Annotated in this window: 26 protein-coding genes and 2 pseudogenes; 8 read left to right on the forward strand and 20 right to left on the reverse strand. The window is 59.6% G+C overall.

The features are described 5' to 3' along the window. Nucleotide 1 precedes the first annotated feature (1 nt). Entirely contained in the window at nucleotides 2-880 is an 879-nt protein-coding gene (locus E4Q08_RS11195) for a Tim44 domain-containing protein (protein WP_169070451.1), read from the forward strand. A 7-nt stretch (nucleotides 881-887) separates the two neighbouring features. Next, entirely contained in the window at nucleotides 888-1,460 is a 573-nt protein-coding gene (locus E4Q08_RS11200) for a ubiquinone biosynthesis accessory factor UbiJ (protein ID WP_169070452.1), read from the forward strand. A gap of 90 nt (nucleotides 1,461-1,550) precedes the next feature. Here E4Q08_RS11200 and E4Q08_RS11205 read toward each other — a convergent pair whose 3' ends face one another. From E4Q08_RS11205 to mnmG, 13 genes are all read right to left on the reverse strand, one after another. Further along, the gene (locus tag E4Q08_RS11205) at nucleotides 1,551-1,973 is read right to left on the reverse strand and encodes a F0F1 ATP synthase subunit epsilon (protein ID WP_034916659.1); all 423 of its coding nucleotides are present in this window, start codon (nucleotides 1,971-1,973) and stop codon (nucleotides 1,551-1,553) included. A 68-nt stretch (nucleotides 1,974-2,041) separates the two neighbouring features. Beyond that, nucleotides 2,042-3,442, reverse strand: a complete 1,401-nt coding sequence (atpD, locus tag E4Q08_RS11210; protein WP_169070453.1) for a F0F1 ATP synthase subunit beta — start codon at nucleotides 3,440-3,442, stop codon at nucleotides 2,042-2,044. A 37-nt stretch (nucleotides 3,443-3,479) separates the two neighbouring features. Further along, on the reverse strand, nucleotides 3,480-4,343 hold the full coding sequence (gene atpG / locus E4Q08_RS11215) for a F0F1 ATP synthase subunit gamma (protein WP_169070454.1): 864 nt from the start codon (nucleotides 4,341-4,343) through the stop codon (nucleotides 3,480-3,482). Between the two features lie 18 nt (nucleotides 4,344-4,361). After that, nucleotides 4,362-5,900, reverse strand: a complete 1,539-nt coding sequence (gene atpA / locus E4Q08_RS11220; protein ID WP_169070455.1) for a F0F1 ATP synthase subunit alpha — start codon at nucleotides 5,898-5,900, stop codon at nucleotides 4,362-4,364. Nucleotides 5,901-5,910: 10 nt separating this feature from the next. Further along, on the reverse strand, nucleotides 5,911-6,447 hold the full coding sequence (locus E4Q08_RS11225) for a F0F1 ATP synthase subunit delta (RefSeq protein WP_169070456.1): 537 nt from the start codon (nucleotides 6,445-6,447) through the stop codon (nucleotides 5,911-5,913). A 4-nt stretch (nucleotides 6,448-6,451) separates the two neighbouring features. Beyond that, a complete protein-coding gene (locus E4Q08_RS11230; RefSeq protein WP_169070457.1) occupies nucleotides 6,452-6,922 on the reverse strand; it encodes a F0F1 ATP synthase subunit B in 471 nt (156 codons plus the stop codon). Between the two features lie 35 nt (nucleotides 6,923-6,957). Next, a complete protein-coding gene (atpE, locus tag E4Q08_RS11235) occupies nucleotides 6,958-7,209 on the reverse strand; it encodes a F0F1 ATP synthase subunit C (protein WP_372703636.1) in 252 nt (83 codons plus the stop codon). Between the two features lie 101 nt (nucleotides 7,210-7,310). Continuing rightward, nucleotides 7,311-8,081 (reverse strand): F0F1 ATP synthase subunit A, encoded by a 771-nt coding sequence (gene atpB, locus E4Q08_RS11240; RefSeq protein ID WP_169070458.1) that lies wholly within the window; start codon nucleotides 8,079-8,081, stop codon nucleotides 7,311-7,313. Between the two features lie 17 nt (nucleotides 8,082-8,098). After that, the gene (locus E4Q08_RS11245) at nucleotides 8,099-8,455 is read right to left on the reverse strand and encodes an ATP synthase subunit I (RefSeq protein WP_169070459.1); all 357 of its coding nucleotides are present in this window, start codon (nucleotides 8,453-8,455) and stop codon (nucleotides 8,099-8,101) included. 146 nt (nucleotides 8,456-8,601) lie between these two features. Continuing rightward, nucleotides 8,602-9,441 (reverse strand): ParB/RepB/Spo0J family partition protein, encoded by an 840-nt coding sequence (locus tag E4Q08_RS11250; RefSeq protein WP_034911606.1) that lies wholly within the window; start codon nucleotides 9,439-9,441, stop codon nucleotides 8,602-8,604. Then, nucleotides 9,438-10,250 (reverse strand): ParA family protein, encoded by an 813-nt coding sequence (locus tag E4Q08_RS11255; RefSeq protein ID WP_034911604.1) that lies wholly within the window; start codon nucleotides 10,248-10,250, stop codon nucleotides 9,438-9,440. Before E4Q08_RS11255 ends, E4Q08_RS11250 begins: the two co-directional genes overlap by 4 nt. A gap of 13 nt (nucleotides 10,251-10,263) precedes the next feature. Next, nucleotides 10,264-10,899 carry a 16S rRNA (guanine(527)-N(7))-methyltransferase RsmG gene (gene rsmG, locus E4Q08_RS11260; protein ID WP_034911601.1) on the reverse strand — a complete coding sequence of 212 codons (636 nt, stop codon included), beginning with the start codon at nucleotides 10,897-10,899 and terminating at the stop codon, nucleotides 10,264-10,266. Next, a complete protein-coding gene (mnmG, locus tag E4Q08_RS11265) occupies nucleotides 10,896-12,818 on the reverse strand; it encodes a tRNA uridine-5-carboxymethylaminomethyl(34) synthesis enzyme MnmG (RefSeq protein ID WP_169070460.1) in 1,923 nt (640 codons plus the stop codon). The genes rsmG and mnmG overlap by 4 nt, the downstream gene beginning before the upstream one ends. 192 nt (nucleotides 12,819-13,010) lie before the next feature. On the opposite strand from mnmG, the gene ahpC reads away from it, so the two are divergent. From ahpC to E4Q08_RS24700, 4 genes and pseudogenes are all read left to right on the forward strand, one after another. After that, nucleotides 13,011-13,574 carry an alkyl hydroperoxide reductase subunit C gene (gene ahpC / locus E4Q08_RS11270; RefSeq protein WP_169070461.1) on the forward strand — a complete coding sequence of 188 codons (564 nt, stop codon included), beginning with the start codon at nucleotides 13,011-13,013 and terminating at the stop codon, nucleotides 13,572-13,574. Between the two features lie 121 nt (nucleotides 13,575-13,695). Beyond that, a complete protein-coding gene (ahpF, locus tag E4Q08_RS11275; protein ID WP_169070462.1) occupies nucleotides 13,696-15,255 on the forward strand; it encodes an alkyl hydroperoxide reductase subunit F in 1,560 nt (519 codons plus the stop codon). Between the two features lie 228 nt (nucleotides 15,256-15,483). Then, nucleotides 15,484-15,708: pseudogene (locus E4Q08_RS24690) on the forward strand (response regulator); the annotation flags it as partial. Nucleotides 15,709-16,036: 328 nt separating this feature from the next. Next, nucleotides 16,037-17,080 (forward strand): tetratricopeptide repeat protein, encoded by a 1,044-nt coding sequence (locus E4Q08_RS24700; protein ID WP_248594852.1) that lies wholly within the window; start codon nucleotides 16,037-16,039, stop codon nucleotides 17,078-17,080. Here the strand turns inward: E4Q08_RS24700 and E4Q08_RS11285 are convergent. Next, entirely contained in the window at nucleotides 17,077-17,988 is a 912-nt protein-coding gene (locus tag E4Q08_RS11285; RefSeq protein ID WP_169070463.1) for a LysR substrate-binding domain-containing protein, read from the reverse strand. The two genes, E4Q08_RS24700 and E4Q08_RS11285, sit on opposite strands and share 4 nt — an antisense overlap. A 235-nt stretch (nucleotides 17,989-18,223) precedes the next feature. On the opposite strand from E4Q08_RS11285, the gene E4Q08_RS11290 reads away from it, so the two are divergent. After that, on the forward strand, nucleotides 18,224-18,607 hold the full coding sequence (locus E4Q08_RS11290; RefSeq protein WP_248594848.1) for a TerB family tellurite resistance protein: 384 nt from the start codon (nucleotides 18,224-18,226) through the stop codon (nucleotides 18,605-18,607). Between the two features lie 128 nt (nucleotides 18,608-18,735). Here E4Q08_RS11290 and E4Q08_RS11295 read toward each other — a convergent pair whose 3' ends face one another. From E4Q08_RS11295 to E4Q08_RS11320, 6 genes and pseudogenes are all read right to left on the reverse strand, one after another. Next, the gene (locus tag E4Q08_RS11295; RefSeq protein ID WP_169070464.1) at nucleotides 18,736-19,506 is read right to left on the reverse strand and encodes an ABC transporter ATP-binding protein; all 771 of its coding nucleotides are present in this window, start codon (nucleotides 19,504-19,506) and stop codon (nucleotides 18,736-18,738) included. Then, nucleotides 19,503-21,279 (reverse strand): annotated as a pseudogene (locus E4Q08_RS11300) (branched-chain amino acid ABC transporter ATP-binding protein/permease). The gene E4Q08_RS11295 and the pseudogene E4Q08_RS11300 overlap by 4 nt, the downstream one beginning before the upstream one ends. Then, a complete protein-coding gene (locus E4Q08_RS11305) occupies nucleotides 21,276-22,310 on the reverse strand; it encodes a branched-chain amino acid ABC transporter permease (RefSeq protein WP_034914550.1) in 1,035 nt (344 codons plus the stop codon). The pseudogene E4Q08_RS11300 and the gene E4Q08_RS11305 overlap by 4 nt, the downstream one beginning before the upstream one ends. 102 nt (nucleotides 22,311-22,412) lie before the next feature. Beyond that, the gene (locus E4Q08_RS11310) at nucleotides 22,413-23,567 is read right to left on the reverse strand and encodes an ABC transporter substrate-binding protein (protein WP_169070465.1); all 1,155 of its coding nucleotides are present in this window, start codon (nucleotides 23,565-23,567) and stop codon (nucleotides 22,413-22,415) included. An 89-nt stretch (nucleotides 23,568-23,656) separates the two neighbouring features. After that, nucleotides 23,657-24,430 carry a sulfite exporter TauE/SafE family protein gene (locus E4Q08_RS11315; RefSeq protein WP_034908577.1) on the reverse strand — a complete coding sequence of 258 codons (774 nt, stop codon included), beginning with the start codon at nucleotides 24,428-24,430 and terminating at the stop codon, nucleotides 23,657-23,659. 6 nt (nucleotides 24,431-24,436) lie between these two features. Next, on the reverse strand, nucleotides 24,437-25,198 hold the full coding sequence (locus E4Q08_RS11320; protein WP_169070466.1) for a methyltransferase domain-containing protein: 762 nt from the start codon (nucleotides 25,196-25,198) through the stop codon (nucleotides 24,437-24,439). Nucleotides 25,199-25,420: 222 nt separating this feature from the next. On the opposite strand from E4Q08_RS11320, the gene E4Q08_RS11325 reads away from it, so the two are divergent. Then, nucleotides 25,421-26,446: a glycosyltransferase family 2 protein gene (locus E4Q08_RS11325; RefSeq protein ID WP_248594849.1), complete on the forward strand. Its 1,026-nt coding sequence runs from the start codon at nucleotides 25,421-25,423 to the stop codon at nucleotides 26,444-26,446. The last annotated feature ends 25 nt before the right edge of the window (nucleotides 26,447-26,471 follow it).

Here is a 26,471-nt window from a genome sequence, read left to right on the forward strand (position 1 = left end):
GATGAAAAATATTCTGTTGGCCCTGGCTGTCGGTGTATTGAGCCTTGGTCTTGCGGCCGGAGATGCTGAAGCGAAGAGACTGGGGGGCGGCCGTTCGACCGGGATGCAGCGCGATACCGTGACCCAGCGGCAGGCAACGCCGCCTCAGAATGCAGCGCCGGCAGCACCTGCTGCCGCGACTGCACCAGCAGCAGCACCCAAGCGTAACTGGATGGGTCCATTGGCGGGTCTGGCAGCCGGCCTCGGCATTGCCGCACTCTTATCTCACTTCGGTATGGGTGAGGGCATGGCCAATTTCCTGATGATCGCCTTATTGTTGCTGGGGGCGGTTCTCGTCTTCAAATTGCTGTTTCGTCGCAAGGGGACGCTCCCGGATTCTCAACCACTACAGTATGCCGGGGCAGGTGCAGGCATGCCGCCCACGCTACCGAGCCACTCTCAGCAAGGCTTTCCGGCTGTGGGCATGCCTCCGGTCAGCTCTGTCCCGCCGACGTCGGCCAACATTCCGGCGGGCTTTGACGTGGACGGCTTCCTGCGGGTGGCCAGGCTGAATTTCATTCGCCTGCAGGCTGCCAACGACGCAGGAAATCTCGACGACATACGAGAGTTCGTGACTCCCGAGATGTTTGCAGAAATCAAGTTGCAGTTCGACGAAAGAGGGAAGGCAACGCAGCAGCAAACGGATGTCGTAACGCTCAACGCCGAGCTACTGGAGGTCGTCACCGATGCCAACCGGCACGTCGCCAGCGTGCGCTTCAACGGCATGATCCGCGAAGAAGCGGGTGCGGTAGCTGCACCTTTCGATGAGGTCTGGAACCTTACGAAAGCCCTTGACGGTTCGACGGGCTGGGTTATCGCCGGTATCCAGCAACTGTCCTGATCGAATTATGCTGGCCCGGCCTGCGCTCGCACTCGTCAATCACCTGTTGCGGGGAGAGGCCTGGGCGCGCGATCGACTGATCGGCTTTGCTGGAAAAACCGCTCTCCTGCAATTCGGTAGCGGCACCCTGCTGGTCAGGATCGGCGATGAGGGCTTGCTCGAAGCCGGGGCAGCAGGCACACCGGCGACGGTCAGCATCACTCTCCCCGGTGACGCGCCCGCGCTGGCCTTGACCGACAAGGCCTCTTTGCTCTCTTCAGCGACCATTTCTGGCTCTGCGGATCTGGCAGAGACCCTGGGCTTCGTTTTTCGCAACCTGCGCTGGGATATCGAGCATGATTTGTCGCAAATGCTGGGCGATGTGCTGGCTCGTCGCAGCCTCCAGTTTGCGAAGCATTTGGGACAATGGCAGCTGGTCGCTGCCAGGAGGTTGGCGATCGGTGTGTCCGAGTACCTGACTGAAGAGGACGCAGCCATCGTGCGCCGCAGAGAAATCGAAAAGTTTTCTCTGGAGGTGGACGTGTTGCATGATGACTGTTTGCGCCTGGAAAAAAGGCTGGCGCATGTGGAACTGGGTTAGAACTAGAATACTCTGGCCGCGCTCCAGGTCGTGGACAGAAAAAAAAGCAGCCGTCCGGCTGCTTTTTTTCACGAGTCACAAGTGGGTCACTTAGTGACGTTTGCGTAGTCTCTTGATTGCCTGCAACTGAGCAACCGCTTGCGCCAGCTCCGCTTCGGCGGTAGCCAGCCCAACCTCTGAAGAGCGATTCTTGAGTGCTTCTTCGGCGCGACGCTTGGATTCCATTGCCTTGGCTTCGTCGAGGTCGTGCGCACGGATCGCCGTGTCTGCCAGGACCGTAATCAACGCTGGCTGCACTTCCAACATCCCGCCCGAGACGTAAACCATTTCGTACTCGTCGCGATCCGGAACTTTCAGACGAACGGTCCCCGGCCTGATGCGGGTCAACAGCGGCGTGTGCCGCGGATAGATTCCGAGTTCGCCGGCCTCACCCGGAAAGACCGCGAAGTCCGTTTCGCCGGAAAAGATCAATTCCTCGGCGCTGACGACGTCAACATGTACTCTGATTGCCATGGTTTTTCCTTGCTGGGCCGTATCCCAGGCGCGTAGGGCGCCCGGAAACGACATTTGCTCCTGCTAGACTAGAGTGTCTTGGCCTTTTCGAACACTTCCTCGATGCCGCCAACCATGTAGAACGCCTGCTCGGGAATATTGTCGCATTCACCCTCGACGATCATTTTGAAGCCCTTGATCGTTTCCTTGAGTGGAACGTACTTACCCGGCGAGCCGGTAAAGACTTCTGCGACGTTGAACGGCTGCGACAGGAAGCGCTGAATCTTGCGGGCCCGATAAACCGCAAGTTTGTCTTCCGGTGACAACTCGTCCATGCCGAGAATGGCGATGATATCGCGCAGCTCCTTGTATTTCTGGAGAGTCATCTGAACTGCGCGGGCGACGTTGTAGTGTTCTTCGCCGACGACCTGGGGATCGAGCTGCCGCGAAGTGGAATCGAGCGGGTCGACGGCCGGATAGATGCCGAGCGAGGCGATGTCACGCGACAGCACCACGGTCGAATCGAGGTGAAGGAAGGTTGTCGCCGGCGACGGGTCGGTCAGGTCGTCGGCAGGCACGTAGACGGCCTGGATCGAGGTGATCGAGCCCACCTTGGTCGAGGTGATACGCTCCTGCAGACGGCCCATTTCTTCTGCCAAAGTCGGCTGATAGCCCACGGCAGACGGCATCCGGCCGAGCAGCGCCGAAACTTCGGTACCGGCAAGCGTGTAGCGATAGATGTTGTCGACGAAGAACAGGATGTCGCGACCGTCATCACGAAAACGCTCGGCCATGGTCAGGCCGGTCAATGCGACGCGCAGGCGGTTGCCCGGTGGTTCGTTCATCTGACCGAAGACCATCGCGACCTTGTCGAGAACGTTGGAGTCCTTCATCTCGTGGTAGAAGTCGTTGCCCTCACGAGTCCGCTCTCCGACGCCGGCAAACACCGAAAGTCCCGAGTGCTGTTTGGCGATGTTGTTGATCAGCTCCATCATGTTCACTGTCTTGCCAACACCGGCACCACCGAACAGACCGACTTTACCGCCCTTGGCGAAAGGACAGACGAGGTCGATCACCTTGATCCCGGTTTCCAGCAGATCCACCGATGGCGACAGCTCGTCGAATTTCGGCGCGAGCTGGTGAATCTCACGCCGCTCCTCGGTGGCAATCGGTCCGGCCTCATCGATCGGCCTGCCGAGAACGTTCATGATGCGGCCAATCGTCGCATTGCCGACGGGTACCGAAATTCCCGCACCTGTGTCGTTGACTTTCATGCCACGCCGCAGTCCGTCGGAAGATCCCATGGCGATGGTGCGCACGACGCCGTCCCCCAGCTGCTGCTGAACCTCGAACATCAGGTCGGCCTCGCACATCTCCGATTCTTCGGCCTTGTCGAGCTGGAGTGCGTTGTAAATGTGAGGCATGGCGTCACGCGGGAACTGGATGTCCACCACGGCGCCGATACACTGAACAATGTTTCCTTGACTCATCGTCGTATCCCTAATCAATAAATCAACTATCGCGTGGTCAGACAGCCGCTGCGCCGCCAACGATTTCCGAAAGCTCTTTGGTGATCGCTGCCTGGCGAGCCTTGTTGTAAACCAGCTTGAGTTCGCCGATCACATTCTTCGCGTTATCCGACGCCGATTTCATGGCGACCATGCGTGCACTCTGCTCGGAAGCCATGTTCTCGGCAACCGACTGGTAAATCATCGCCTCCACATAACGCACCAGCAGGTCATCAATGACCGCCTTGGCGTCCGGCTCATAGAGGTAGTCCCAGCGATTGCTTTCGCCGCCTACGAGATCCCCGGAGAGCGGTAGTAACTGATAGAGAGTCGGCTCCTGCTTCATCGTATTGATGAAACGGGTAAAGGCGATGTAGAGAACGTCGATTTCGCCCTTCATGTAGGCGTCAAGCTGAACCTTGACCGGACCGATCAGCTTCTCCAGGTGCGGCGTATCCCCCAATCCGGTGAGCTGTGAGACGATGTTCGCGCCCGCGCGCTGCATGAAGCCCAGGCCCTTGTTTCCAATTGTGGTCACCCGAAGCTTCTTGCCTTCGGCGTCCCACTCCTTCATCTTCGTCAGGGCAAGACGCAGAACGTTGGTGTTCAGGCCACCGCAGAGCCCCTTGTCTGAGGTGACCGTGATCAGTCCTATAGTCTTTACCTGCTCGCGTACGGTCAGAAAAGGATGGCGATAATCCGTCAAGGCATGCGAGAGGTTACCGGCCACCAGGCGAATCTTCTCACCGTAGGGACGGGCAGCTCGCATCCTGTCCTGCGCCTTGCGCATCTTCGATGCGGCCACCATTTCCATGGCCTTGGTGATCTTGCGCGTACTCTCTACGCTCTTGATCTTGTTTCGGATTTCCTTGCCGCTAGGCATGGCAATCTCCTCGATCGATCAGGCCAGCGTGGCCTTGAATTCCTCAATCGCCTTGGTGAGCTTCTGCTCAGTATCAGCGTCAAGATCCTTGGTAGTTTCGATCCTGGTGACGAGGTCGGCGTACTTCTGTTTGATGAAGCCGTGCATCTGCTTCTCGGTAGCAAGCGCCTTCTTCACTTCAACATCGTCGAAAAGACCCTTGTTCACCGCTTGCAGGGTAATCGCCATCTCGGAAATGGACAAGGGCGAATACTGCGGCTGTTTCATCAGTTCGGTGACCAAACGGCCACGGTCCAGCTGCTTGCGGGTCGCTTCGTCGAGATCCGAGGCAAACTGCGCAAAGGCTGCCAGTTCACGATACTGGGCAAGCGCCAGACGGACACCACCGCCAAGTTTTTTGATGACCTTGGTCTGGGCCGCACCACCGACGCGCGAAACCGAGATACCGGCATCGATGGCCGGCCGGACGCCGGCATTGAAGAGATCGGTGTCCAGGAAGATCTGGCCGTCGGTAATCGAGATGACGTTGGTCGGAACGAAGGCAGAGACGTCACCCGCCTGTGTCTCGATGACCGGCAAGGCCGTCAGCGATCCGGTCTTGCCCTTCACTTCACCATTGGTAAACTTCTCAACCCATTCTTCGGAAACACGGGCTGCGCGCTCAAGCAGACGGGAGTGCAGGTAGAACACGTCGCCGGGGTAGGCTTCACGTCCTGGTGGGCGGCGCAGAAGCAGGGAAACCTGACGGTAAGCCCACGCCTGCTTGGTCAAATCGTCATAGATGATGAGCGCGTCCTGTCCGCGGTCACGGAAGTACTCGCCCATGGTGCAACCAGAGTAGGGAGCGATGTACTGCAAGGCAGCAGATTCGGAAGCAGTAGCGGCAACGATGATGGTATATTCCATCGCGCCGTTTTCTTCGAGCTTGCGTACGACGTTGGCCACCGTTGAAGCTTTTTGACCGATCGCGACGTAGATGCAGATCAGGTTCTGGCCTTTCTGGTTGATGATCGTGTCTACGGCCACCGCGGTCTTGCCGGTCTGCCGGTCGCCAATGATCAACTCGCGCTGACCGCGCCCGATTGGCACCATTGCATCGATCGATTTGAGCCCCGTCTGGACTGGCTGTGAAACCGACTTGCGCCAGATGACCCCAGGTGCGACTTTTTCGATCTTGTCGGTCAGCTTGTTGTTTACGGGACCTTTGCCGTCGATCGGCTGGCCCAGTGAATTCACCACCCGGCCGAGAAGCTCCGGACCCACCGGAACCTCGAGAATGCGACCGGTGGTCTGGACGGTATCGCCTTCGCTGATTTGCTCGTATTCACCGAGAACCACCGCGCCAACCGAGTCGCGGTCAAGGTTCAGGGCCATGCCGAAAGTATTGCCCGGAAACTCGAGCATTTCTCCCTGCATGACGTCGGTCAGGCCGTAAACACGGCAGATACCATCGGTCACCGAAACGACGGTGCCCTGGGTGCGCAGATCGGCGCTGATTGCAAGATTTTCGATCTTGCTCTTGATCAGTTCGCTGATTTCGGAAGGATTCAACTGCATGGAAATTCTCCTAGTTCTTGAGCGCCAACCGCAGGCTCTCCAATTTTCCGCGTACGGAGGTATCGAGAACCTGGTCGCCAACCACAATCTTGACGCCGCCGATCAGCGATTGATCGACGACCACTTCGGCAGTCAGCCGGGTCTTGAAGCGCGCTTCCAGGTCCTCGATCAGCGCCTTGCGCTGCGCATCGTCAACAGGAAAGGCGCTGTAGATCGTGGCTTCCCTGACGCCTTCCTGGGCAGCTTTCAGCTCCTCGAAGAGACCGGCGATTTCCGGCAAGGCGGCAAGCCGCTCATTGCTGGCGAGGACCTCGATCAGATTGGCCTCGCCGCCTTCCAGCGCCTTGCCAACCAGCGACTTGAAGAGCGCACTCTTCTGCGTGGCGGACAGCTCGGGGTTGCCGATGCAGGAACGCATCTGCTCGTCCGTGGCGATGGCAGAAAGTAGCGACAAGCGCTCGGACCAGGCCGCAAGCGCCTTGTTTTCCAGTGCGATGCGAAAAACCGCTTCAGCGTAAGGGCGCGCGATGGTAACGAGTTCAGCCATGATGTTAGAGTTCCTGCTTGAGCGCGACCAGCATTTCGGCATGCGCCCTGGCATCGACCTCGCGCTTCAGGATGCGCTCGGCACCGGCGACGGCAAGGTCGGCGACACGGCCACGCAGCTCGGCCCTGGCTTGCTCCACTTGCTGGGCAATCTCGGCCCTGCCCGACGCGACCACCTTGTCGGCTTCCACCTTGGCCACCAGCTTCGCCTCTTCGACCATCTGTGCGCCGCGCTTTTCGGCAGCAGCAATGATTTCGGCAGCCTTTGCCTTGGCGTCGCGCAGGGCATCTGCGGAACGTTTGCCGGCAAGCTCCAGTTCATGCTTCCCGCGCTCGCCAGCGGCAAGCCCGTCAGCGATCAGTTTTTGGCGATCAGCCATGGCCTTGGCCAGCGGTGGCCAGACGTATTTCATGGTGATCCAGATGAAGACGCCAAACCAGATCGCTTCGCCAATCAACGTTGCGTTGATATTCACGCTAACCTCCTGTTAAGAGTTAGTCCGAAAAGCGATCAGCCCTTGACAATGGCAATGAAGGGATTCGCAAAAAGCATGAACAGCGCGATACCGACACCGATCATGGTGACCGCGTCGAGAAGACCAGCAACGATGAACATCTTTACCTGGAGAGTCGGAATCATTTCTGGCTGGCGAGCGGCGCCCTCGAGGAAACGGCCACCGAGCAAACCAAAACCGATAGCGGTACCGAGAGCACCCGCACCGATCAGGATGGCGACGGCGATGGCGGTATTACCAAGCAACATAGACAGAGCGGCTTCCATTACTTTCTCCTAGTAAAACATGCTAAATGGGTTAAACGAAGACAACGTGAATCAAACCTGCAACAAAGAAGGGCTGTCGGCCACTAGCCGTGGGACTCACTGGCCATCGACATGTACACGATGGTCAGCATCATGAACACGAAGGCCTGCAAGGTGATGATCAGGATATGGAACAGCGCCCAGGGCAGAGCCAGTGGCAACTGCCACAAGCCCAGCAAGGCAATCAGGATGAACACCATCTCGCCAGCGTACATGTTGCCGAACAGACGCAGCGCGAGAGAGATCGGTTTGGCGACATCTTCAATCACACGGAAGAGAAGATTCAGTGGTGCCAGCTTCGCGCCAAACGGTACGGTGAACACTTCATGCAGGAAGCCACCGACACCCTTCACCTTGACACCCATGATCAGCATCATCGCGAACACCGTCAGCGACATGCCGAAGGTCAGGTTCGGATCGGTGGTCGGTACCGCTTTGAAATAATGTACGCCGCCCATGCCGAGGATCAAGGGGATGAAATCCACCGGGATCAGATCCATCGCGTTCATCAGAAAAACCCAGACAAAGATGGTGACCGCGAGCGGCGTAATCAGCGCACTCTTGCCGTGGTAGGTGTCCTTGACCTGTTGATCGATAAAGGAGACCAGCATTTCGACGAAGGTCTGCATCTTGCCCGGCTCTTTGATGGCAGCCTTGCTGGCAAGCCTGGCCATACCGATGAAAGCGAACAGGCCCAGGAGGCCGGATACGATCAGGGAGTCCAGGTGAAAAGTCCAGAATCCGTGACCGACGGTCAGGTTGGTCAGGTGGTGGACAATGTATCCACTCGTCGTCAATGCCTCGCCCGAAGCCATATTTTTCCCCTGTTCGACTATTGCTGCCTGAGCAGCGCCATCCAATAAACGACAACCGTTGCAGCATAGGCCAGGAAGAGCGGCAAGGCTGCGAGTTGTTCGTAGCTCTTGAAGACCACGGTAAACAGCAAAAGGGTTACGGCAAACTTGTAACCTTCACCTGCCACCTGGGCCTGAAACGCTCTTTTCGCATCCACCTGCCCCGATAGCCGCAACGCCCGCCATACATAAGCAAAAGCACTTGCCATTGCGATTCCGCCACCGAGTCCAGCAGAAACCGCCGCATCAACTCCCAGAGCAAGCCCCGCTAGCAGCCCCGCCGCCAGTGTGACCAGCAACTGGCAGGCCAGAACCCAGCGGACCTGCGGATGCACGGCTAGCCCCTCCAAAACACGAGCAGGATACCAGACTCACATTGAGGAATCAAACCGCAACTGCAAAAAAAGTTTGAATTCCTCGACAGCATCTGCCCTGCAGCCAGGATCGGCGAGTCCTGGACAGGCTTTCATGGTGCGGCGCATCAATGGCGCAGGCGCTGTAAGATGCCTTCGAGTTGATCGAGATCGCCGAACTCGATCAGCACCTTTCCAGCCCCTCGTTTATTCGAACGTATTGCCACCTGCGCACCGAGCAGGTCAGCCAGTTCCTCCTGCAGGCGCAGCACATCGCGATCCGGCCTGTTCGGCGTCGCCTCTTTCGGTGCTTTGAGGGCGAACTGAACCAGGCGTTCGGTTTCGCGTACCGACAAACCCTTCTGTACTACCCGTTGCGCCAACTGGATCTGTTGCGCACCCGCCAGCGGGAGGAGGGCGCGCGCATGCCCCATGTCGATTTCCCCGCGCATCAGGAGTTCCTGTGCTGGTGCTGCCAACTGCAGCAAACGCAGCAGATTCGATGCCGCCGGTCGTGATCGTCCAACGGCATCGGCTGCCTGCTGGTGAGTCATCGAGAACTCATCGATCAATCGCTGCAGGCCAAGCGCTTCCTCGAGCGGGTTGAGATCTTCGCGCTGAATATTCTCGATCAACGCCATGGCCAGCGCGGCTTCGTCCGGAATGTCCCGGATCAGGGTGGACACCTCGGTCAGTCCGGCCATCTGCGCCGCTCGCCAGCGCCTTTCGCCGGCAATGATCTCGTAGCGATCGTCGCTGACTGGCCGTACGAGAATCGGCTGCATCAGTCCCTGCACCCGGATCGAGGCCGCCAGTTCTTCGAGCGAAGCGCTGTCCATGCGCGTACGCGGCTGATACTTGCCCGGCTGGAGATGACCGACCGGCAGCGTTCTTTGCTGTTCCCTGCTCTGAACGTCGTTATCCGCCAACAGGGCGTCGAGGCCACGCCCCAGACCTTTCAGTTTCATGGCCCCACTCCAGCCCCTGCAAGCGCCGCGGTCACAGCACCTACGCTGCCGGCTTGCCGATCGAGAATCTCCCGCGCCAGCAAGAGATACGCTTGCGCACCTTTCGATCCGCGGTCGAAAGCAATCACCGGCTTGCCGTAGGACGGTGCCTCGGCCAGACGTACATTGCGTGGAATGATCGTCCGATAGACCTTCGGACCGAAGTGTCCTTCCAGTTCGCGGGAGACCTGCAGGGTCAGCGTCGATCGCGGGTCGTACATGGTCCGTAGCAGACCCTCGATCTCGAGCACCGGATTCAGTTTGGCACGCACCTTCTTCAGTGTCGCAACCAGGTCTGTCAGGCCTTCCAGAGCGTAGTACTCGCACTGCATCGGAATCATCACGGTATCGGCAGCGACCAGCCCGTTGACCGTCAGCAGATTCAACGCCGGCGGGCAATCCATGATAATGAAGTCAAAGTCGCCACGGATGTCGGCGAGCGCGTCGCGCAACCGATATTCGCGCTGTCCGAGATCGATCAGATCGATCTCGGCACCCGCCAGTTCGCGATTCGCAGGCATCAGGTCGAAGCCGAATGCGGTTCGCAGGCAGGCGCTTCGCATCGTCGATCGGCCAATCAGAATCTGGTAGACCGTCGACAGCGCTTCGCTCTTGACGACGCCGCAGCCGGTCGTGGCGTTGCCCTGCGGATCCAGGTCGATCAGCAACACGCGCTGGCCGACCTCGGCGAGACAGGCCGCGAGATTGACGGCCGTCGTCGTTTTGCCGACGCCACCTTTTTGATTGGTTACCGCGAGTATTCTTGCCAAATCGACTTTCTCCTCAATGCCGTGCTTGATCGCTGCTCATGACTACCAGATGCCGCTCACCGGTGACGCCCGGCACGTTCAGACGATGCACCGCATCCACCACCACATCCACCGACAAATTTGCCATCTCGCCCAGTGGCCGAAGGCCTTTCATGGCCAGCCAATGACCGTCCCTTTGCAATAAGTGACGCGACAGGGTCACCAGCTCGGCGAGATCGGCAAAAGCCCGCGCGCTGATCACCGAGAACCTGGCCGTCGGCCTGTACGCCTCGACACGGCCACAATGTACGGCAACATTCGCCAGACCCAGCTCAATAGCCACCTGTTGCAGGAATGCCGTCTTTTTCGAATTGCTGTCCAGCAGGACTACCCGCAGATCCGGACGAGCGATGGCCAGCGGGATGCCGGGCATGCCGCCACCGCTGCCCACGTCGAGCAGTGTCGTCCCATCGACAAAGGGCAGGATCGCCAGCGAATCGAGCAGGTGATGGCTGACCGTCAGTGAGGGATCTTTCTGGCCGGTCAAACGATAGGTCTTGTTCCACTTGTCGAGCAGGGCTGCGTAGGCGAGCAGCTGGTTCCGTGCGAGGTTCGGAAGATCGATCCCCAGAACAAGCAGGCCCTGTTCAAGCTGCGCCGCCAGCGTCATGAACCCAAGCCGGTGCTACGCTGGCATGGTGCGACGGCTTGCGCACGCTTCAAATGCACCAGCAGGATCGAGATGGCCGCCGGAGTCACGCCCTGAATGCGGGACGCCTGGCCCAGGGTCTGTGGCCGATGCAGAACGAGTTTCTGCTGCACTTCCCTGGACAGGCCGCTGATGCTGCAGAAGTCGAAATCGTCAGGAAAGCGCGTCTCTTCGTTGGCCAGGTTCTTGCTGACTTCATCCTGTTGACGTTCGATATAACCCTGATACTTGGCCTGGATCTCGACCTGCTCGATGACCTGTGGATCGCGCAGGCCAGCGTTGACCGACATTTCTCCCAGGCGCAGCGTCATCAAGGCGAGGTAACTCACGTCCGGTCGGCGCAGCAGCTCATACAGGCTGTATTCGTGCTCCAGAGGCTTGCCGAAGATTCTCGTCGCTTCCTCATCCGCAAGCATTGCCGGCTGTACCCAGGTCGACTTCAAACGTTCCTGTTCGCGGGCAATCGCTTCCCGCTTCTCGCAGAAGGCCGTCCAGCGCTGCTCGCCCACCAGTCCCAATTGGCGGCCCTCCTCGGTCAGACGCAGATCGGCATTATCCTCACGCAAGGACAGGCGATACTCGGCGCGGCTGGTAAACATCCGGTAAGGCTCCGAGACGCCGCGCGTAATCAGATCGTCGGCCAGAACCCCCAGGTAGGCTTGGTCGCGGCGTGGCGTCCAGGGTTCTTTTGCCTGCACCTGCAGGGCAGCGTTGACACCGGCCAGCAAGCCCTGCGCAGCGGCCTCCTCGTAGCCGGTGGTGCCGTTGATCTGACCGGCGAAGAAAAGACCACGCAACGCCTTCGTTTCCAGTGAGCTGCGCAGGCCGCGCGGATCAAAGTAATCGTATTCGATGGCGTAGCCGGGGCGCAGGATATGGCAGTTCTCGAGGCCGCGCATCGAGCGGACGATGGCCAGCTGGACATCGAAAGGCAGGCTGGTTGAAATCCCGTTCGGGTAGATCTCGTGGGTTGTCAGACCTTCCGGCTCAAGAAAGACGTTATGGCTGTCCTTGCCCGCGAAGCGATGAATCTTGTCTTCGATCGACGGGCAATAGCGCGGCCCGACACCTTCGATCACCCCGGTGTACATCGGCGAGCGATCGAGGTTGGCCCGGATGATGGCGTGCGTCTGGGGGTTGGTGCTGGTGATCCAGCACGGCCGCTGTGGTGGATGTTGGGCAGCATCACCAAGAAACGAGAACACCGGCAATGGATCGTCCGAACATTGCTCGGGCAGCTTCGAGAAATCGATGGTCTTGCCGTCCAGCCGAGGCGGCGTGCCGGTCTTGAGACGGCCGACCGGCAACTGCAATTCGCGCAGACGTGCGGCCAGCGAGACCGACGGCGGATCCCCCATGCGGCCGCCGCTATGCTTGGACAAACCCACATGAATCAGGCCGTTGAGGAAGGTGCCGGCAGTCAGAACCACCGCACGCGCAGCAAAGCGCACTCCCAACTGGGTCACGACACCGGCGACATGGTCGCCATCGAGCATCAGGTCGTTACATGCCTGCGCGAAGATCATCAGATTGGGCTGGTTCTCGATGCGACAGCGGATCGCCTGTCGATACAGCACGCGATCTGCCTGCGCACGCGTCGCGCGCACGGCCGGCCCCTTGCTTGCATTGAGAATCCGGAACTGGATGCCTGCTGCATCGATCGCTTCCGCCATCGCCCCGCCCAGGGCATCGATTTCCTTGACCAGATGCCCCTTGCCGATACCGCCAATCGACGGGTTGCAGCTCATTGCGCCGAGTGTCTCCAGGTTGTGCGTCAGCAGCAGCGTCCTGACTCCCATCCGCGCTGCGGCGAGCGCCGCTTCGGTGCCGGCATGACCGCCACCGACCACAATGACGTCGAAACGGTCAGGAAATAGCATGGGCAGTCGGCAATTGTGACAAGGGAGAGGCTCCGGAAAAGACCGGCATTCTACGGCAATTTGCTGAAAGGCCAGGCAAATAGCGTTGGACTATGACTTGAATTACCAGAATCAATTGGAACAATTCTGGCGACTCTACTATGATCCATCCGTCGCTTGTTTTCATTCACCGAACTCGAAGGAGAGCTCAAGATGTCACTGATCAACACCGAAATCAAACCGTTCAAAACCACCGCTTTTCACAACGGCAAGTTTGGTCCCGTATCCGACGCCGACCTGAAGGGCAAATGGTCTGTCGTCGTCTTCTACCCGGCTGACTTCACCTTCGTCTGCCCGACCGAACTGGGCGACCTGGCTGACGAATACGAGTCGTTCAAGAAGATCGGCGTGGAAGTGTACGCGGTATCCACGGATACGCATTTTACACACAAGGCCTGGCACGATGCTTCCGACACCATCAAGAAGATCCGGTATCCGATGCTCGGCGATCCGACCGGCACCATCACCCGCAATTTCGACGTGATGATCGAAGAGGAAGGCCTGGCGCTGCGCGGTACCTTCGTGATCAACCCGGAAGGCGTCATCAAGGTCTGCGAAATCCACGACCTCGGTATCGGTCGTGACGCCAAGGAACTGCTGCGCAAGGTTCAGGCTGCCCAGTACGTCGCCAGCCACCCTGGGGAAGTCTGCCCGGCCAAGTGGACGCCGGGTGACGCAACGCTGGCCCCCTCGCTGGACCTGGTCGGCAAGATTTAAGAGAACCGTGTAACCCACGCTGCAGGCGGCTTTCCCTGCAGCGTGATGGCGGGTCTCAGTGCAAAGGGGCCGCTGCTGCTTGGCGGCCCTTTTTCAATGCAACTCACCAGGAACAAGACCCATGTTAGATGCAAACATCCAGGCTCAACTGCGGGCCTACCTCGAAAAAATCCAGCACCCGATCGAACTGGTCGGCACGCTCGATGGTAGCAACAAGGCACAAGAGATGCTGGCCCTGCTGCAGGACATCGCCGCCTTGTCAGACAAGGTCGGCGTCCGGCAAGATGGCAATTCCGTGCGCAAACCTTCCTTTTCGGTCGGTCGGCTTGGCGAACCGGCGCGTATCAGCTTCGCCGGCATCCCGATGGGACACGAATTCACCTCGCTGATCCTGGCACTGCTGCAAACCGGTGGCCATCCACCCAAAGTCGAAGCCAGTGTGATCGAGGAGATTCGCTCCATCCCTGGGCAGTTCCATTTCGAAACCTTCATTTCGCTGTCCTGCCATAACTGTCCGGATGTCGTGCAGGCGCTCAACCTGATGGCGGTTCAGAACCCCGGCATCAGCCACCAGATGATCGATGGCGCACTGTACCAGGACGAAGTGACCGCGCGCCAGATCATGGGCGTGCCAACCGTCTTCCTGAACGGCGAACCCTTCGGACAGGGCCGCATGACGCTCGAGGAAATCATCGGCAAGATCGATACCGGCGCCTTGCAGCGCGAGGCGGAAAAAGTCTCGGCGCGCGCACCCTTCGACGTACTGATCGTCGGCGGCGGACCGGCCGGCGCCGCTGCAGCAATTTATGCAGCCCGCAAGGGCATTCGTACTGGCGTGGTCAGCGAGCGTTTCGGTGGGCAGGTGCTCGATACCCTGGCAATCGAGAACTTCATCTCGGTGAAGGAGACCGACGGTCCGCGACTCGCAGCCGGGTTCGAGGAACATGTCAGGGAATATGACGTAGACATTATCAATCTGCAGCGCGCCGAGGCGCTGCTGCCGGGAACGGACGGCGGCCTGACCGAGGTCCGTCTGGCCAGCGGCGCCAGGCTCAGGAGCAAGGCGGTGATCATCGCCACCGGGGCACGCTGGCGCGAAATGAATGTTCCCGGCGAGAAGCGGTATCGTGGCCATGGCGTCGCCTACTGCCCGCACTGCGACGGGCCGCTTTTCAAGGGCAAGCGGGTAGCCGTGATCGGTGGCGGCAACTCCGGCGTCGAAGCGGCGATCGACCTGGCCGGCGTTGTCGGTCAGGTCACCCTCCTCGAATTCGAAGGCATCCTGCGTGCCGATGCCATCTTGCAGAAGAAACTCTTCAGTCTGCCCAACGTGAAGGTGATCACCCAGGCCCTGAGCACCGAAGTCACCGGCGATGGCCAGAAGGTCAACGGCCTCTTGTACACCGATCGTGCCAGCGGGGTGTCGCTGCGCATCGACCTCGAAGGAGTGTTTGTTCAGATCGGCCTGCTCCCCAACAGCGAGTGGCTCAAAGGCACCATCGCCCTCTCGCCGCGCGGCGAGATCGAGATCGATGCGCGTTGCGAGACCTCGCTGCCGGGCGTCTTCGCTGCGGGCGACGTCACCACGGTTCCCTACAAGCAGATCGTCATCGCCATGGGTGAAGGCTCGAAAGCCGCACTCAGCGCCTTCGACCACCTGATCCGCAACTCGGTCTCCTGAAGGCTCTGCCGCCAGCGCCTGCGGGCGCTGGCGCTCGGCTCCGGCAGCAGTGATTCCACTGACGGCTTGATCGCCAGACCGCAGTCAGGTAAGGTTCAAGCCATGAAGAACCCCGAGACGACGGCGGATCTGCTGCACACGCTCGGCAAGGAAATGTCGAGCAAGCGGGCCCTGCTGATTGATCGCTACCCGAACGCCCGCACTTCGCTGCGCATGATGCTTTCGGCGATGGGTGTTGGCGCCATAGACAACGCCGGCACTTCAGCCGACGTCTTCCGGCAACTCAGGGCGCACCGTTTTGACATCATCCTCTCCGACTACCTGCTCGAAGACGGACGCGACAGCCAGCAACTGCTCGAAGAGCTGCGCGAACAACACCTGCTGCCGCGGTCTACCGTATTCTTCGTGATCACCAGTGAGCGTGCCTATCACAACGTCGTCTCGGTGGCCGAGCTGGCGCCTGATGACTATCTGATCAAGCCCTTTACGGCCCATGAATTGAACGCACGTCTGGCGCGCGCACTCTACAGGAAACGCTTCTTCGCGCAATTCTACGAACAACTCGACAACGGTGCCTACGTTGATGCGCTGGCGACTTGTGAACGTCTGATCAGACAGGACAGCGGCTTTCGTTTTGACGCCTTGCGTCTCAAGGGGGGAGACGCTCAATGCGCTGGGCCGGCATGCGGAAGCGCAACGCGTCTTCCAGCAGGTACTGGCACAGCGGGTCGTGCCCTGGGCACGGATGGGCCTGGCGATTGCGCTGCGTGGACAGCAACAAATGTCCGAAGCCGAAGCATTCGGGCAATCGCTGATCGACGACTTCCCGGAATTCATCGCTGCCTACGATTTTCTCGCCGAGGTGCGTGAAGAAGTGGGCAAGCTCACGGAAGCCCAGGAAGTGTTGCAACGCGCAGCAATGATCTCGCCCAACAACTCGACACGACAACGCATGGTTGGCGACGTGGCGGCACGTAACCAGGATCTCCCGACCGCCGAGAAGGCCTACGGCAAGGTGCTGCAGCGTCGCCGCAACTCGTCCCTGCGGGACATCGACGACTACACCAATCTCTCGCGGGTGATGCTCGACCGCGGACATACCGCTGCTGCCCGACTGGTCACCGAAGAACTTCGCCGTGACTGGCGAGGCAACCAGCAAGGCGAATTTGCTGTGCTGGTCATGGAAAGCCTGTGTGCAAACCAGGAAGGTGAACCTGCCAAGGCCAGGCAGGCAGTGGAGAAGGCACTCGTTTTGCACGAGGCCTTGAAGAACGAAGGCCGCAGCGGAACGGTCTCCGAGAAACTGGCGCTCGACCTGGCGCACGCATGCCTCGTCACGGGCGATGAGGAAAACGCGCGCGACATCATCCGCAAGATCGCCGCCGAAAACCATGAAGACCGCACCATGATCGCCCAAGTCCAGAGCATCTACGCCAAAACCGGCAAGGAAGCGGAGGGCCAGGCGCTGCTCGCGCAGGTTGGTCGGGAAATCGTTGAACTCAACAACCGCGGTGTGCTGGCTGCCCGCCGCGGCGATGTCGAAGGCTCGGTGAGATTGTTGATGGAGGCTGCGGAACGGGTACCCAATCTGCAGTTTCTGGTCAATGCGACGAAGGCGATTTTCACTCTGCTCGAACGGAAGGGCTGGGATCCTTCCCTGGCCAGGCGAGGAATTCGTTTCCTGCAACTGGCACAAGCCAGGGACATGCGCAACGCGAGGGTGATTTCGGCGCGCGACTTGTACCATCGCGTCGCGCGCAAATACGGTGTTGCCGTGGTTCCGTTCACCGCTTCCGGGATGTTTCGCAGCAAGGGCGGCTTCTAAGCAACGGCTGTAGGCGACGATCGCGAGGCCAGCAGTTCGTCAAGAAATGCCCTCGCCGGCAACGACAGGAGCTTCGATTTGAGGTGCACTGCCCGCCAGGGCTTACGCAGCGGGAATCCCTGCACGTCGAGAATGCACAGGCCATCGCTCGCCGGATTCGCCGGTAGCGCGTGGCGAGAAAGCACTGCCAGCCCCATACCACTGGCCACCAGTTCGCGGATCGCTTCGTTGCTGCTGACCGCCAGCTTGACGTCCAGTTTTTCCCCGATCAGCAGCAGATGCGCATCGATCGTCCGGCGGGAGCCGGAACCCACTTCGCGGAGAATGAAACGCTCACCAAGCAGCGCGCCGAATTCGATTTGCTGTGCTGCAGCCCAATGGTCCACTGGCGCGATGACCACCAGTTCGTTGTCAAGAAACGGATAGCTGACCACCTCCAGGTCTTCCGGTGGATAAACCATGATGTACAGGTCGTCCTGATTGCCACGCATGCGGGAAACAATGCGTTCACGGTCGGCGATCTCGAGTTCGATGCTGACTTCCGGATAACGACGTGAGAAATCCCCCAGCATGCGCGGCAAAAAATACTTGGCGGTAGGAACCAGCGCGACGCGCAGGCGGCCGCGCTTCAAACCCTTCAGCTCATCGATCGCCGATTCAAGGCGGGCCCAGACGTCATCGAGTTCCCGTACCGTTTTCAACACCTCCTCACCCGCTGCGGTCAGGACCACCGCGCGGCCTTCCTGCTCGAACAAGGGCAGGCCCAGGATATCGGCGATATGCTTGATCTGCAGCGAGACGGCTGGCTGAGTCAGATGTAGAGAATCGGCTGCTTTCGAAAAACTGCGATGGCGTGCTACAGCGGCGAAGATATCGAGCTGATGAAAAGTGATTCGGCGACGCGGCATTTATAAACCATAGTAAATGGAAAATCACATTTTATCTCATTGGACATGATGCTGCGGTGCAGGCACAGTGCACTCGACCGGAAAGAGCTACGAACCCTACCGGACTAACGGTCATGACTTTTCCAGACACCCCCGATCATGAAAGTCATGACCGTTTCCCTCTCCCCCGCGAGGGGGAGGGGAGATTCGTGAGTCGCTGACGCGACTTTCACATTAACCAATCAAGGAGAAAAGCATGCGCAATTACACCACCGACAGCGCCGAAGCCACGGCTCGCCTGATATCTCTCGCACTGCTCGCCGATGGTGGGCTGGACAATAGCGAACTGGACTCACTCGAAAAACACTCGATTCTTGATCAGCTCGGCATCACCCCGGATACCTTCGATCGGGTGATGCACGAATTCTGCAACGACGTACTGCAATCGGCGCGTTCCCCCAACATCGGGCAGATCGAGATTGATCCTGAGGTGATCACTCACCTTCTCGGCGACATTCGCTCACCGGCACTGCAAAAAAAAGGTGCTGCGCGCGATGCTCGATATCGTCAATGCCGACTGGTGCATCAGCGGTGCCGAAGCGGTCCTCGTATCTCAGGCCATGAGCCGCTGGGGACTTGAACTCCACCAGCTGCCACCTTCCGGAAAAGCAGCAGACATCCGCCTGCCCTTTCAGATCGAAAGCCAGGAGAGCCCTCCTAGCGAAGGATCGGATAGCCCATTGCACATCCAGCGTCTGGTGCTATTGCTCAACGCGGCTCCAAATGCCGGCCTCCCAGGCCAAGGTAGCTTTCAATGACCCTCGGATCGGTGGCCAGTTCGCGGCTGGGTCCTTCCAGACAAAGCTCTCCGGTTTCGAGGACATAGCCGTAATCGGCAAGCTGTAGCGCTGCACGAGCGTTTTGTTCGACGAGCAGGATGGCCACCCCGGTTTTCTTCAATTGCGCAACGGTACGGAAAATTTCCCTGATGATCAGCGGCGCCAGTCCCAGGCTGGGTTCGTCGAGCAGTAACAGTCTTGGCTTGGCCATCAGCGCGCGACCCATGGCCAGCATCTGGCGTTCGCCGCCGGAAAGGGTTCCGGCCATCTGCGCTCGTCGCTCCATCAGGCGCGGGAAGATGTCGAACACCTGATCCATGGTCTCCAGTTCATCGCGGTGTCCGGCACGATAGCGGTCGAATGCCCCCAGCAGGAGGTTGTCTGCGACACTCATTTCGGCAAAAAGCTCGCGTTTCTCGGGTACCAGGGTCATCCCCTGCCGTACCAGCTGCTCTACCCTGCGCCCTGCGCCCTGCGACTCACCGAGATAGATGATTTCGCCGCGCGCCGGCAACAGGCCAATCAGCGCCGATAGCAAGGTAGTTTTGCCGGCACCGTTGGGGCCAATGACGGTGACAATCTCGCCCCGGTGCACCTGCAGCGCCAGACCATGCAACGCTTCCACCTTGCCGTAGCTGACCGACAGACCTCGCACCTCGAGTACGAGGTTTCTTTCACTCTCTTCCGGCAGTGCGTTCACTCGACCCCCCCAAGGTAGGCTTCAATCACCGCCGGATTGCGCTGCACCTCTTCGGGCAGGCCGCTAGCCAGCTTCTGGCCGAACTCCATGACCAACACTCGATCGGCCAGACCCATCACGAAATCCATGTCATGCTCGACTAGCAGGATGCCGATACCTTCAGCTCGCAAGCGCCGCAGCAGACCGGCGAGCGACTGCTTTTCCAGGTAGCGCAGGCCAGCAGCCGGCTCGTCGAGGAGCAACAGACAGGGATCGGCAGCCAATGCACGGGCAATCTCGACGATGCGCTGCTTGCCAAGCGGCAGGCTGCCGGCAGCTTCGTACATCTGCTCGGCCAAGCCACAGCGCTCGATCTGCAAGGCAGCTTCGTGCAGCAGTCGCGCCTCCTCTGCACGTTCGCTGCGACAGGCAGCGGCGACAAAGCTCTTGCGGCCGCGCAAGTGGGCGCCGATGGCGACATTCTCGATGACGCTCATTGCCGGCAGCAAACGCACATGCTGAAAGGTCCGGCTCATGCCACGGCGTGCAATTTCGCGCGCCGGCAAGTACTCGACGCGTTCGCCGCGAAAGCTGACGCTCCCGGAAGTCAGCGGGTCAACGCCGGAAATGCCATTGAACAGGGTGCTCTTGCCGGCACCGTTCGGCCCGATCAAGGCCATCACCTCACCGGCCCTGACCTTGAAACTCACCCGGTCATTGGCCACCAGGCCACCAAAGTGCTTGCTGGCATCCTGGACCTCCAGCAGCACTGAACCCACCTCGGGCTGTACCCGCCGCGCCAGCGGCGCCGCGCCTTCGGCCTGCATGCGCAACAACACCTGCTGTGGAAAAAAAACGCTGCAGCATCGGCCACAGGCCGTCACGTGCGCGATGCAGAACGAAGATCATCAGCAGACCGAAAACGATGATCTCGAAGTTGCCGCTTTGCCCGAGTAATCTCGGCAACCAATCCTGCAACCATTGTTTGAGCACGGTAATCAAGCCGGCGCCGAGGATCGCTCCCCAGACGTGCGAGACACCGCCGACCACTGCCATGAACAGGTACTCGATGCCTTGCGTCAGCGAGAACGGCGTCGGATTGACGAAGCGCTGCAGGTGCGCATAAAGCCAACCCGAGACGCTGGCGTAGAGTGCGGCCACCGTGAACACCACGATCTTCGAGCGCGGCGTGTTGACCCCCATCGCTTCGGCCATCACCGAGCCACCCTTGAGCGCACGGATGGCGCGGCCCTCACGCGAATCGAGCAGATTGCGTGTGGCGAGAACGAGAACCAGCAGCACCGTCCAGATCAGATAGAAGAACTCGCGCCCCGATTTGAGTTCCAGATCAAGCAGCCGCAACGGGGGAATGCCACTGATTCCGGTGTGCCCGCCGAGCGCATCGAGATTGCCAAACAGATAGTAAAGGCTCATTCCCCAGGCAATCGTGCCCAGCGGCAGAAAGTGGCCGGAAAGCCGCAGAGTGACCAGACCAAGCGAGAGAGCCACCACCGCCGTGACCAGCAGGCCGGCAGGCAGCGTCAGCCAGGGTGAAACGCCGTGTACGGTCGTCAGGTAGGCCGAAGTGTAGGCGCCCAGGCCGACGAAAGCAGCCTGTCCGAAGGACGTCAGGCCACCGACGCCGGTGAGCATCACCAGACCCAGGGCAACGATGGCGTAGAGACCGATGTAGTTGAGCAGCGTGACGTAGAACTCGGGCAGCAGCAATGGCGCGATCGCCAGCGCGGCGATGAAGAGCAGCAGCAGGAGCGTCGAATGCAAACTGCGTTTCATCCCTCCTCCACGTGCCGCGTCGTCAGCGAACGCCAGAGCAGGACCGGAATGATCAGGGTAAATACGATCACTTCCTTGAAGGCGCTGGCATGGAAAGACGAATACGATTCGAGGAGTCCGACCAGAATGGCACCGGCAGCAGCCACCGGATAACTGGCGAGACCGCCAATGATCGCGCCGACAAACCCTTTCAGACCAATCAGGAAACCAGAGTCATAGTAGATCGTGGTCAACGGCGAAATCAGTATTCCCGAAAAGGCGCCAATCGCTGCTGCCAGGGTAAACGACAGCATGCCGGCGAGGTTCCCCGAAATACCCATCAGACGGGCACCAGTGCGATTCATCGCGGTCGCGCGCAGGGCCTTGCCGTAGATTGTGCGTTCAAAAAAGAAATACAGCGCGACAATCAGCAGCACGCTGGCGACCATCACCAGTATCGTCTGCCCCTGCAACAGTGCATCGCCGATTTCGAAGGTCACGTCGGTGAAAGGCGGCGTCCGCGAACCCTCGGCACCGAAGAAAAGCAGACCGATACCGATCAAAGTGACATGCATTGCCACGGAAACGATCAGCAGCACCAGCACCGACGCTTCTGCGACTGGCTGGTAGGCGAGACGGTAGATCATCGGCCCCAGTGGAACTACCAGCATCAACGCCAGCAGCACCTGCACCGGCAACGGCAGACTGGCCGGCGAAATGGCGAATAGCGTGCCGGCGAGCAGCAGCGGTGCGCCGCAATTGACCATCAGGAGCAGGGGAATCTCGCGAAAGCGCCGTTCGCGCAGCGCCAGGGAGCTCTCGATCACAGCAATCAGCGTGCCCATTGCCAGTAACAGCCAGACCGTCCCTGGCAGCTTGCCTGCCTGCAGGCTGGCGAGAGTCAGGGCGCCGAAGGCGACAAACTCGCCTTGCGGGATGAAAATCACGCGTGTGACCGCAAAAACCAGTACCAGCGCCAACGCCAGCAGGGCATAGATGGCGCCATTGGTGATGCCATCCTGGCCCAGCAGCAATGCAATCTGCAAGTCCATCAAGACGATTCCAGTCGATACCCAGGGTCGGCCGCGGCGCTACCCGAATGCGGGGCGACGCTGAGTGACTGCCATGCACCAGCGCGCGGTGCGCCGGCAATCCTATTGCACGAGTTTCCAGTTGCCGCCTTCGATCTTGACCATCACACGCGCGCGTTGGTCAAAACCGAGATGATCCTGTGGACTCATATTGAATACCCCATGCGCAGCGGTCAGGTTCCGGGTTTTTTCAAGCGCGTCGCGCAGCGCCTTGCGGAACTCTGGCGTCCCCGGCTGCGCCTTCTTCAGTGCTTCGGGAATGGCATTGCCCAGCAGCTTACCGGCGTCCCAGGCATGCGCCCCGAAGGTCGACACGCTGCCCCTGCCATGCGCTTCCTCGTATTTGTTGACGTATTCGAGCGCTGCCTTCTTGATCGGGTTGCTGTCGGGCAACTGCGCGGCCACCAGCACCGGACCAGCCGGCAGGAAAGTACCTTCACAGTCCTTGCCGCACACCCGCAGGAAGTCGGTGTTGGCCACTCCGTGCGTCTGATACATGATTCCCTTGTAGCCTTTTTCCTTGAGCGACTTTTGTGGCAAAGCCGCCGGCGTGCCGGCGCCGCCGATCAGCACCGCATCCGGCCTGGCTGCGAGCACCTTCAGAACCTGACCGGTCACCGAGGTGTCGGAGCGATTGAAGCGTTCGTTGGCGACGATCTGGATCTTGCGCGCCTCGGCAATCTTCGAGAACTCGTTCCACCAGCCTTCGCCATAGGCGTCGGCAAAGCCAATGTAAGCGACCGTCCGGACGTTGTTGTTGAGCATGTGTTCGACGATGGCCGTCGCCATCTGCGCGTCATTCTGTGGCGTCTTGAACACCCAGTAACGTTTGCCGTCCATCGGCTCGATGATGCGTGCCGAAGCGGCCATGGCGATCATTGGCGTCTCGGCTTCTGCGGCCACGTCGATCATCGCCAGCGAGTTGGGAGTAATCGTCGAACCGATGAGGACGTCGACCTTGTTTTCGGCCAGCAGCTTGCGGGTGTTCTTGACCGCAGTGGTGGTATCGGAAGCATCGTCGAGGATGAGGTAGTTGACCTTCTGGCCGGCGATGCTTGTGGGCAACAAGGCCACGGTGTTCTTCTCGGGAATCCCCAGCGATGCTGCCGGCCCGGTTGCGGAAAGCGTCACGCCGACGTTGACCTCGGCATGGACACAGGTAACAAATGCCGCTCCCAGAAGAGCGACAAGCCTGGCAATTGATGTTTTATTTCTCATGGTCCTAGCACGATTGTTCGGTGTGATGACGCCGCCTACCGACTTGCAGCGAACGACCATTGTGCCGCCGCAGGAATTATGAGACAAGTCTAAACGAAGGTATCGTGCGCGAACTTGATAATAAAGACGCTGACCACACACAAAAACCCCTTCCTGACGAAGCCACTGCCATGGCGGATCGCAAGATGCGTGCCAAGAAGTGAACCGAGCACGTTGCAGCCGGCCATCAGCAATGCGAGCAAGGGCAGGAAGTGACCGTGCGGAATGAAAAAGCCCAGCGCGGCGATGTTGGTGGCGACATTGACCACTTTCGAGGCGGCCGAAGCATGCAGGAAATCAAATCCGAAAAAGCGGACAAACAGAAAGATCAGGAAACTGCCGGTTCCGGGTCCGAAAAAACCATCGTAAAAGCCGATCGCACCTCCCAGAATCAAGGCATAGGCGAACTCCTGCCGACCTTCGTGCCGGGGCTGATGAATCGCCCCGAAGTCTCGACGACTGAAGGTGTAAGCCGCAGCGCCTACGAGCAACACCAGGATCAGCGGCCGCAGCATCGCCGTTGGTAGCCAGGCGACGACCATCGCACCGGCATAGGAACAGGCAAACGCCGCCAGTGCTGCCGGCAGTGTCGTTCGCCAGGGCATCTCGACACGCCGGGCGTAGCGCCAGGCCGCATTGCTGGTGCCGAAAACGCTCGAAAACTTGTTGGTCCCGAAAAGGGTCGCCGGAATTTCCTGCGGCAGCGCGTTGAACAAGGCCGGAATCTGGATCAGACCACCGCCTCCGACCACTGCATCGATGAAGCCGGCAAACAGGGCAGCCACGGCCAGGCCGGCCAGCAGCGAATCATCCAGCGCCGACATCGCTGCTCAGCGCTGTGCCACGAAGAAAATGCGCTTGAACGGGAAAAGCGTGTGTCCGTCAGGCTGCCGCGGATAGGCACGGCGCAGCCGCTCTCGATAGACCGTCAGAAAGTGCCCGGCGGATACCGTGCCGAGGCACGCCAGGTAAGGCAGCAATGTGGTTCCCTTCATCCACTCGAAAACGGCATCGTCGCCGCTGAGCAGTTGCCAGTACGTGGTCTCCCAGAGTTCCAGGTGTCGACAATGCAGCATCAACAGCCGCCAGTATTCGGCAGCCGAGCAGATGCTCCCCATGCGGACACCGCCGAGCGCCTCGTGCCAGTCGGCCTCGGCGGCCAGTTCGCGCAGGATTCGATGGGACGGTGCAGTGAAGTTGGCCGGCATCTGAACCGCCAGCACGCCACCGGCAGCGAGTTGAACGAGCAACTGCGGCAGCAGACGCGGGTGATTGTCCAGCCAGTGCAGTACTGCGTTCGAGAAGATCAGGTCGGGCGGGGCCTCTGCCTGCCAGTGAGCGATTTCCGCCAAGCGCCAGTCGATCGTCGGCACCCTGGCAGCGGCTTTGGCAAGCATCGCTGAATCGCTGTCGACGCCAATGATCTGCGCGCCCGGCCAACGTTCGGCCAATAACTGCGTGATGTTGCCGGCCCCACAGCCGAGATCGACGATGCGGCTTGCCGACCTGCCGTCCAGCCGGGCCAGGAGATCCAGCGCGGGTCTTTGCCTGGCGTCAGCGAATTTCAGGTATTGCTCGGGGTTCCAGTTCATCTGGCAGTCACCTTGCACCGGCCTGCCGGCAGCGATCAGAAGAGCGATGGATACCAGCGCAATGGCTGGATCAGACAGGGACGATTGTACTTCCCGAAGCTGCTGATGTGATGCTTCCCATTGACGATGGCCTCGAGAATGTCCAGGATCGTGCCTCTGCGTTAACATGCGGCCACAGAGGCACACGACTCCCCCAAAGTTTCATCTATTGTAAGGAACACATTGAGTGATCTGCTGAATGAGAAATGGCCGAAGGTGACGGTGATCATTGTCAACTGGAACGGCGAACGATTCCTTGACCGTTGTCTATCGGCGCTGCTGGCTCAAACGGTGGCACCGCATGAGATCATTGTTGTGGATAACGCGAGTTCCGACGGTTCGCTCGACCTCGTACGCAGATTTCCCTCGGTGCGTTTGCTGGCGCAGGATCGAAACCTCGGCTTTGCGCGCGGGAACAATCTGGCGATCGAAGAGGCCACAGCCGAGTCTGAATGGATCGCTTTGCTCAATCCGGATGCATTCGTCGAGCCGCGCTGGCTGGAAGCATTACTGTCGGCAACGCGCGACTATCCCGCCTTTGAGGTATTCGCCAGCAAGCTGGTCTCTGCCGCTGACCCGGCCGTGCTGGATGGGGCAGGTGATGCCTATCACGTCAGTGGCCTGGTCTGGCGGCGGGGACATGGAGCACCCGTCGCGTCTGTTTCCGAGCAGGTACGGGAGGAATTCTCGCCCTGTGCGGCAGCGGCGCTGTATCAGCGGCGCATATTGGTTGAGGCCGGTGGTTTCGATGAGGACTACTTTTGCTACCTGGAAGATCTGGACCTCGGTTTCCGTTTACGACTGGCCGGATACCGCTGCCTTTATGTGTCCGCATCGGTGGCCCATCATGTTGGCTCGGGAACGACCAGTGGACAGCATAGCGATTTTGCCGTGTATCACGGGCATCGCAATCTGGTGTGGACCTATGTGAAAAACATGCCCTGGCTGTTGTTCTGGGCGTTTCTGCCCTTGCATCTGGCGATGAATCTGGTCACCCTGACGGTGTTCACCTGGCGCGGCCAGGGACTAACGATGCTGCGCGCCAAGCGGGATGCGCTCAAGGGCATTCCGAAAATGTGGTGGAAACGGCGGTCGATTCAATCATCCCGCATTGCAACGGTGCGTGAAATCTGGCGCTTGATGGATAAGAGCATCATTCCGATTAGGCGAATCAATATATGCGATTATCGAAACAAGTGCAGGAGATAATCTGCGAAAGCAGGTCGGCCATGCC

Origin of the sequence: Candidatus Accumulibacter contiguus (genome assembly GCF_012940005.1) — a bacterium.
Classification (GTDB): Bacteria; Pseudomonadota; Gammaproteobacteria; order Burkholderiales; family Rhodocyclaceae; genus Accumulibacter; species Accumulibacter contiguus.

Coding starts and splice junctions, on each gene's coding strand:
- E4Q08_RS11195 (WP_169070451.1), top strand. CDS start 2: ATGAAAAATATTCTGTTGGCCCTGGCTGTCGGTGTATTGAGCCTTGGT.
- E4Q08_RS11200 (WP_169070452.1), top strand. CDS start 888: ATGCTGGCCCGGCCTGCGCTCGCACTCGTCAATCACCTGTTGCGGGGA.
- E4Q08_RS11205 (WP_034916659.1), bottom strand. CDS start 1,973: ATGGCAATCAGAGTACATGTTGACGTCGTCAGCGCCGAGGAATTGATC.
- atpD (WP_169070453.1), bottom strand. CDS start 3,442: ATGAGTCAAGGAAACATTGTTCAGTGTATCGGCGCCGTGGTGGACATC.
- atpG (WP_169070454.1), bottom strand. CDS start 4,343: ATGCCTAGCGGCAAGGAAATCCGAAACAAGATCAAGAGCGTAGAGAGT.
- atpA (WP_169070455.1), bottom strand. CDS start 5,900: ATGCAGTTGAATCCTTCCGAAATCAGCGAACTGATCAAGAGCAAGATC.
- E4Q08_RS11225 (WP_169070456.1), bottom strand. CDS start 6,447: ATGGCTGAACTCGTTACCATCGCGCGCCCTTACGCTGAAGCGGTTTTT.
- atpE (WP_372703636.1), bottom strand. CDS start 7,209: ATGTTGCTTGGTAATACCGCCATCGCCGTCGCCATCCTGATCGGTGCG.
- atpB (WP_169070458.1), bottom strand. CDS start 8,081: ATGGCTTCGGGCGAGGCATTGACGACGAGTGGATACATTGTCCACCAC.
- E4Q08_RS11250 (WP_034911606.1), bottom strand. CDS start 9,441: ATGAAACTGAAAGGTCTGGGGCGTGGCCTCGACGCCCTGTTGGCGGAT.
- rsmG (WP_034911601.1), bottom strand. CDS start 10,899: ATGACGCTGGCGGCGCAGCTTGAACAGGGCCTGCTTGTTCTGGGGATC.
- mnmG (WP_169070460.1), bottom strand. CDS start 12,818: ATGCTATTTCCTGACCGTTTCGACGTCATTGTGGTCGGTGGCGGTCAT.
- ahpC (WP_169070461.1), top strand. CDS start 13,011: ATGTCACTGATCAACACCGAAATCAAACCGTTCAAAACCACCGCTTTT.
- ahpF (WP_169070462.1), top strand. CDS start 13,696: ATGTTAGATGCAAACATCCAGGCTCAACTGCGGGCCTACCTCGAAAAA.
- E4Q08_RS24700 (WP_248594852.1), top strand. CDS start 16,037: ATGTCCGAAGCCGAAGCATTCGGGCAATCGCTGATCGACGACTTCCCG.
- E4Q08_RS11285 (WP_169070463.1), bottom strand. CDS start 17,988: ATGCCGCGTCGCCGAATCACTTTTCATCAGCTCGATATCTTCGCCGCT.
- E4Q08_RS11290 (WP_248594848.1), top strand. CDS start 18,224: ATGCGCAATTACACCACCGACAGCGCCGAAGCCACGGCTCGCCTGATA.
- E4Q08_RS11305 (WP_034914550.1), bottom strand. CDS start 22,310: ATGGACTTGCAGATTGCATTGCTGCTGGGCCAGGATGGCATCACCAAT.
- E4Q08_RS11310 (WP_169070465.1), bottom strand. CDS start 23,567: ATGAGAAATAAAACATCAATTGCCAGGCTTGTCGCTCTTCTGGGAGCG.
- E4Q08_RS11315 (WP_034908577.1), bottom strand. CDS start 24,430: ATGTCGGCGCTGGATGATTCGCTGCTGGCCGGCCTGGCCGTGGCTGCC.
- E4Q08_RS11320 (WP_169070466.1), bottom strand. CDS start 25,198: ATGAACTGGAACCCCGAGCAATACCTGAAATTCGCTGACGCCAGGCAA.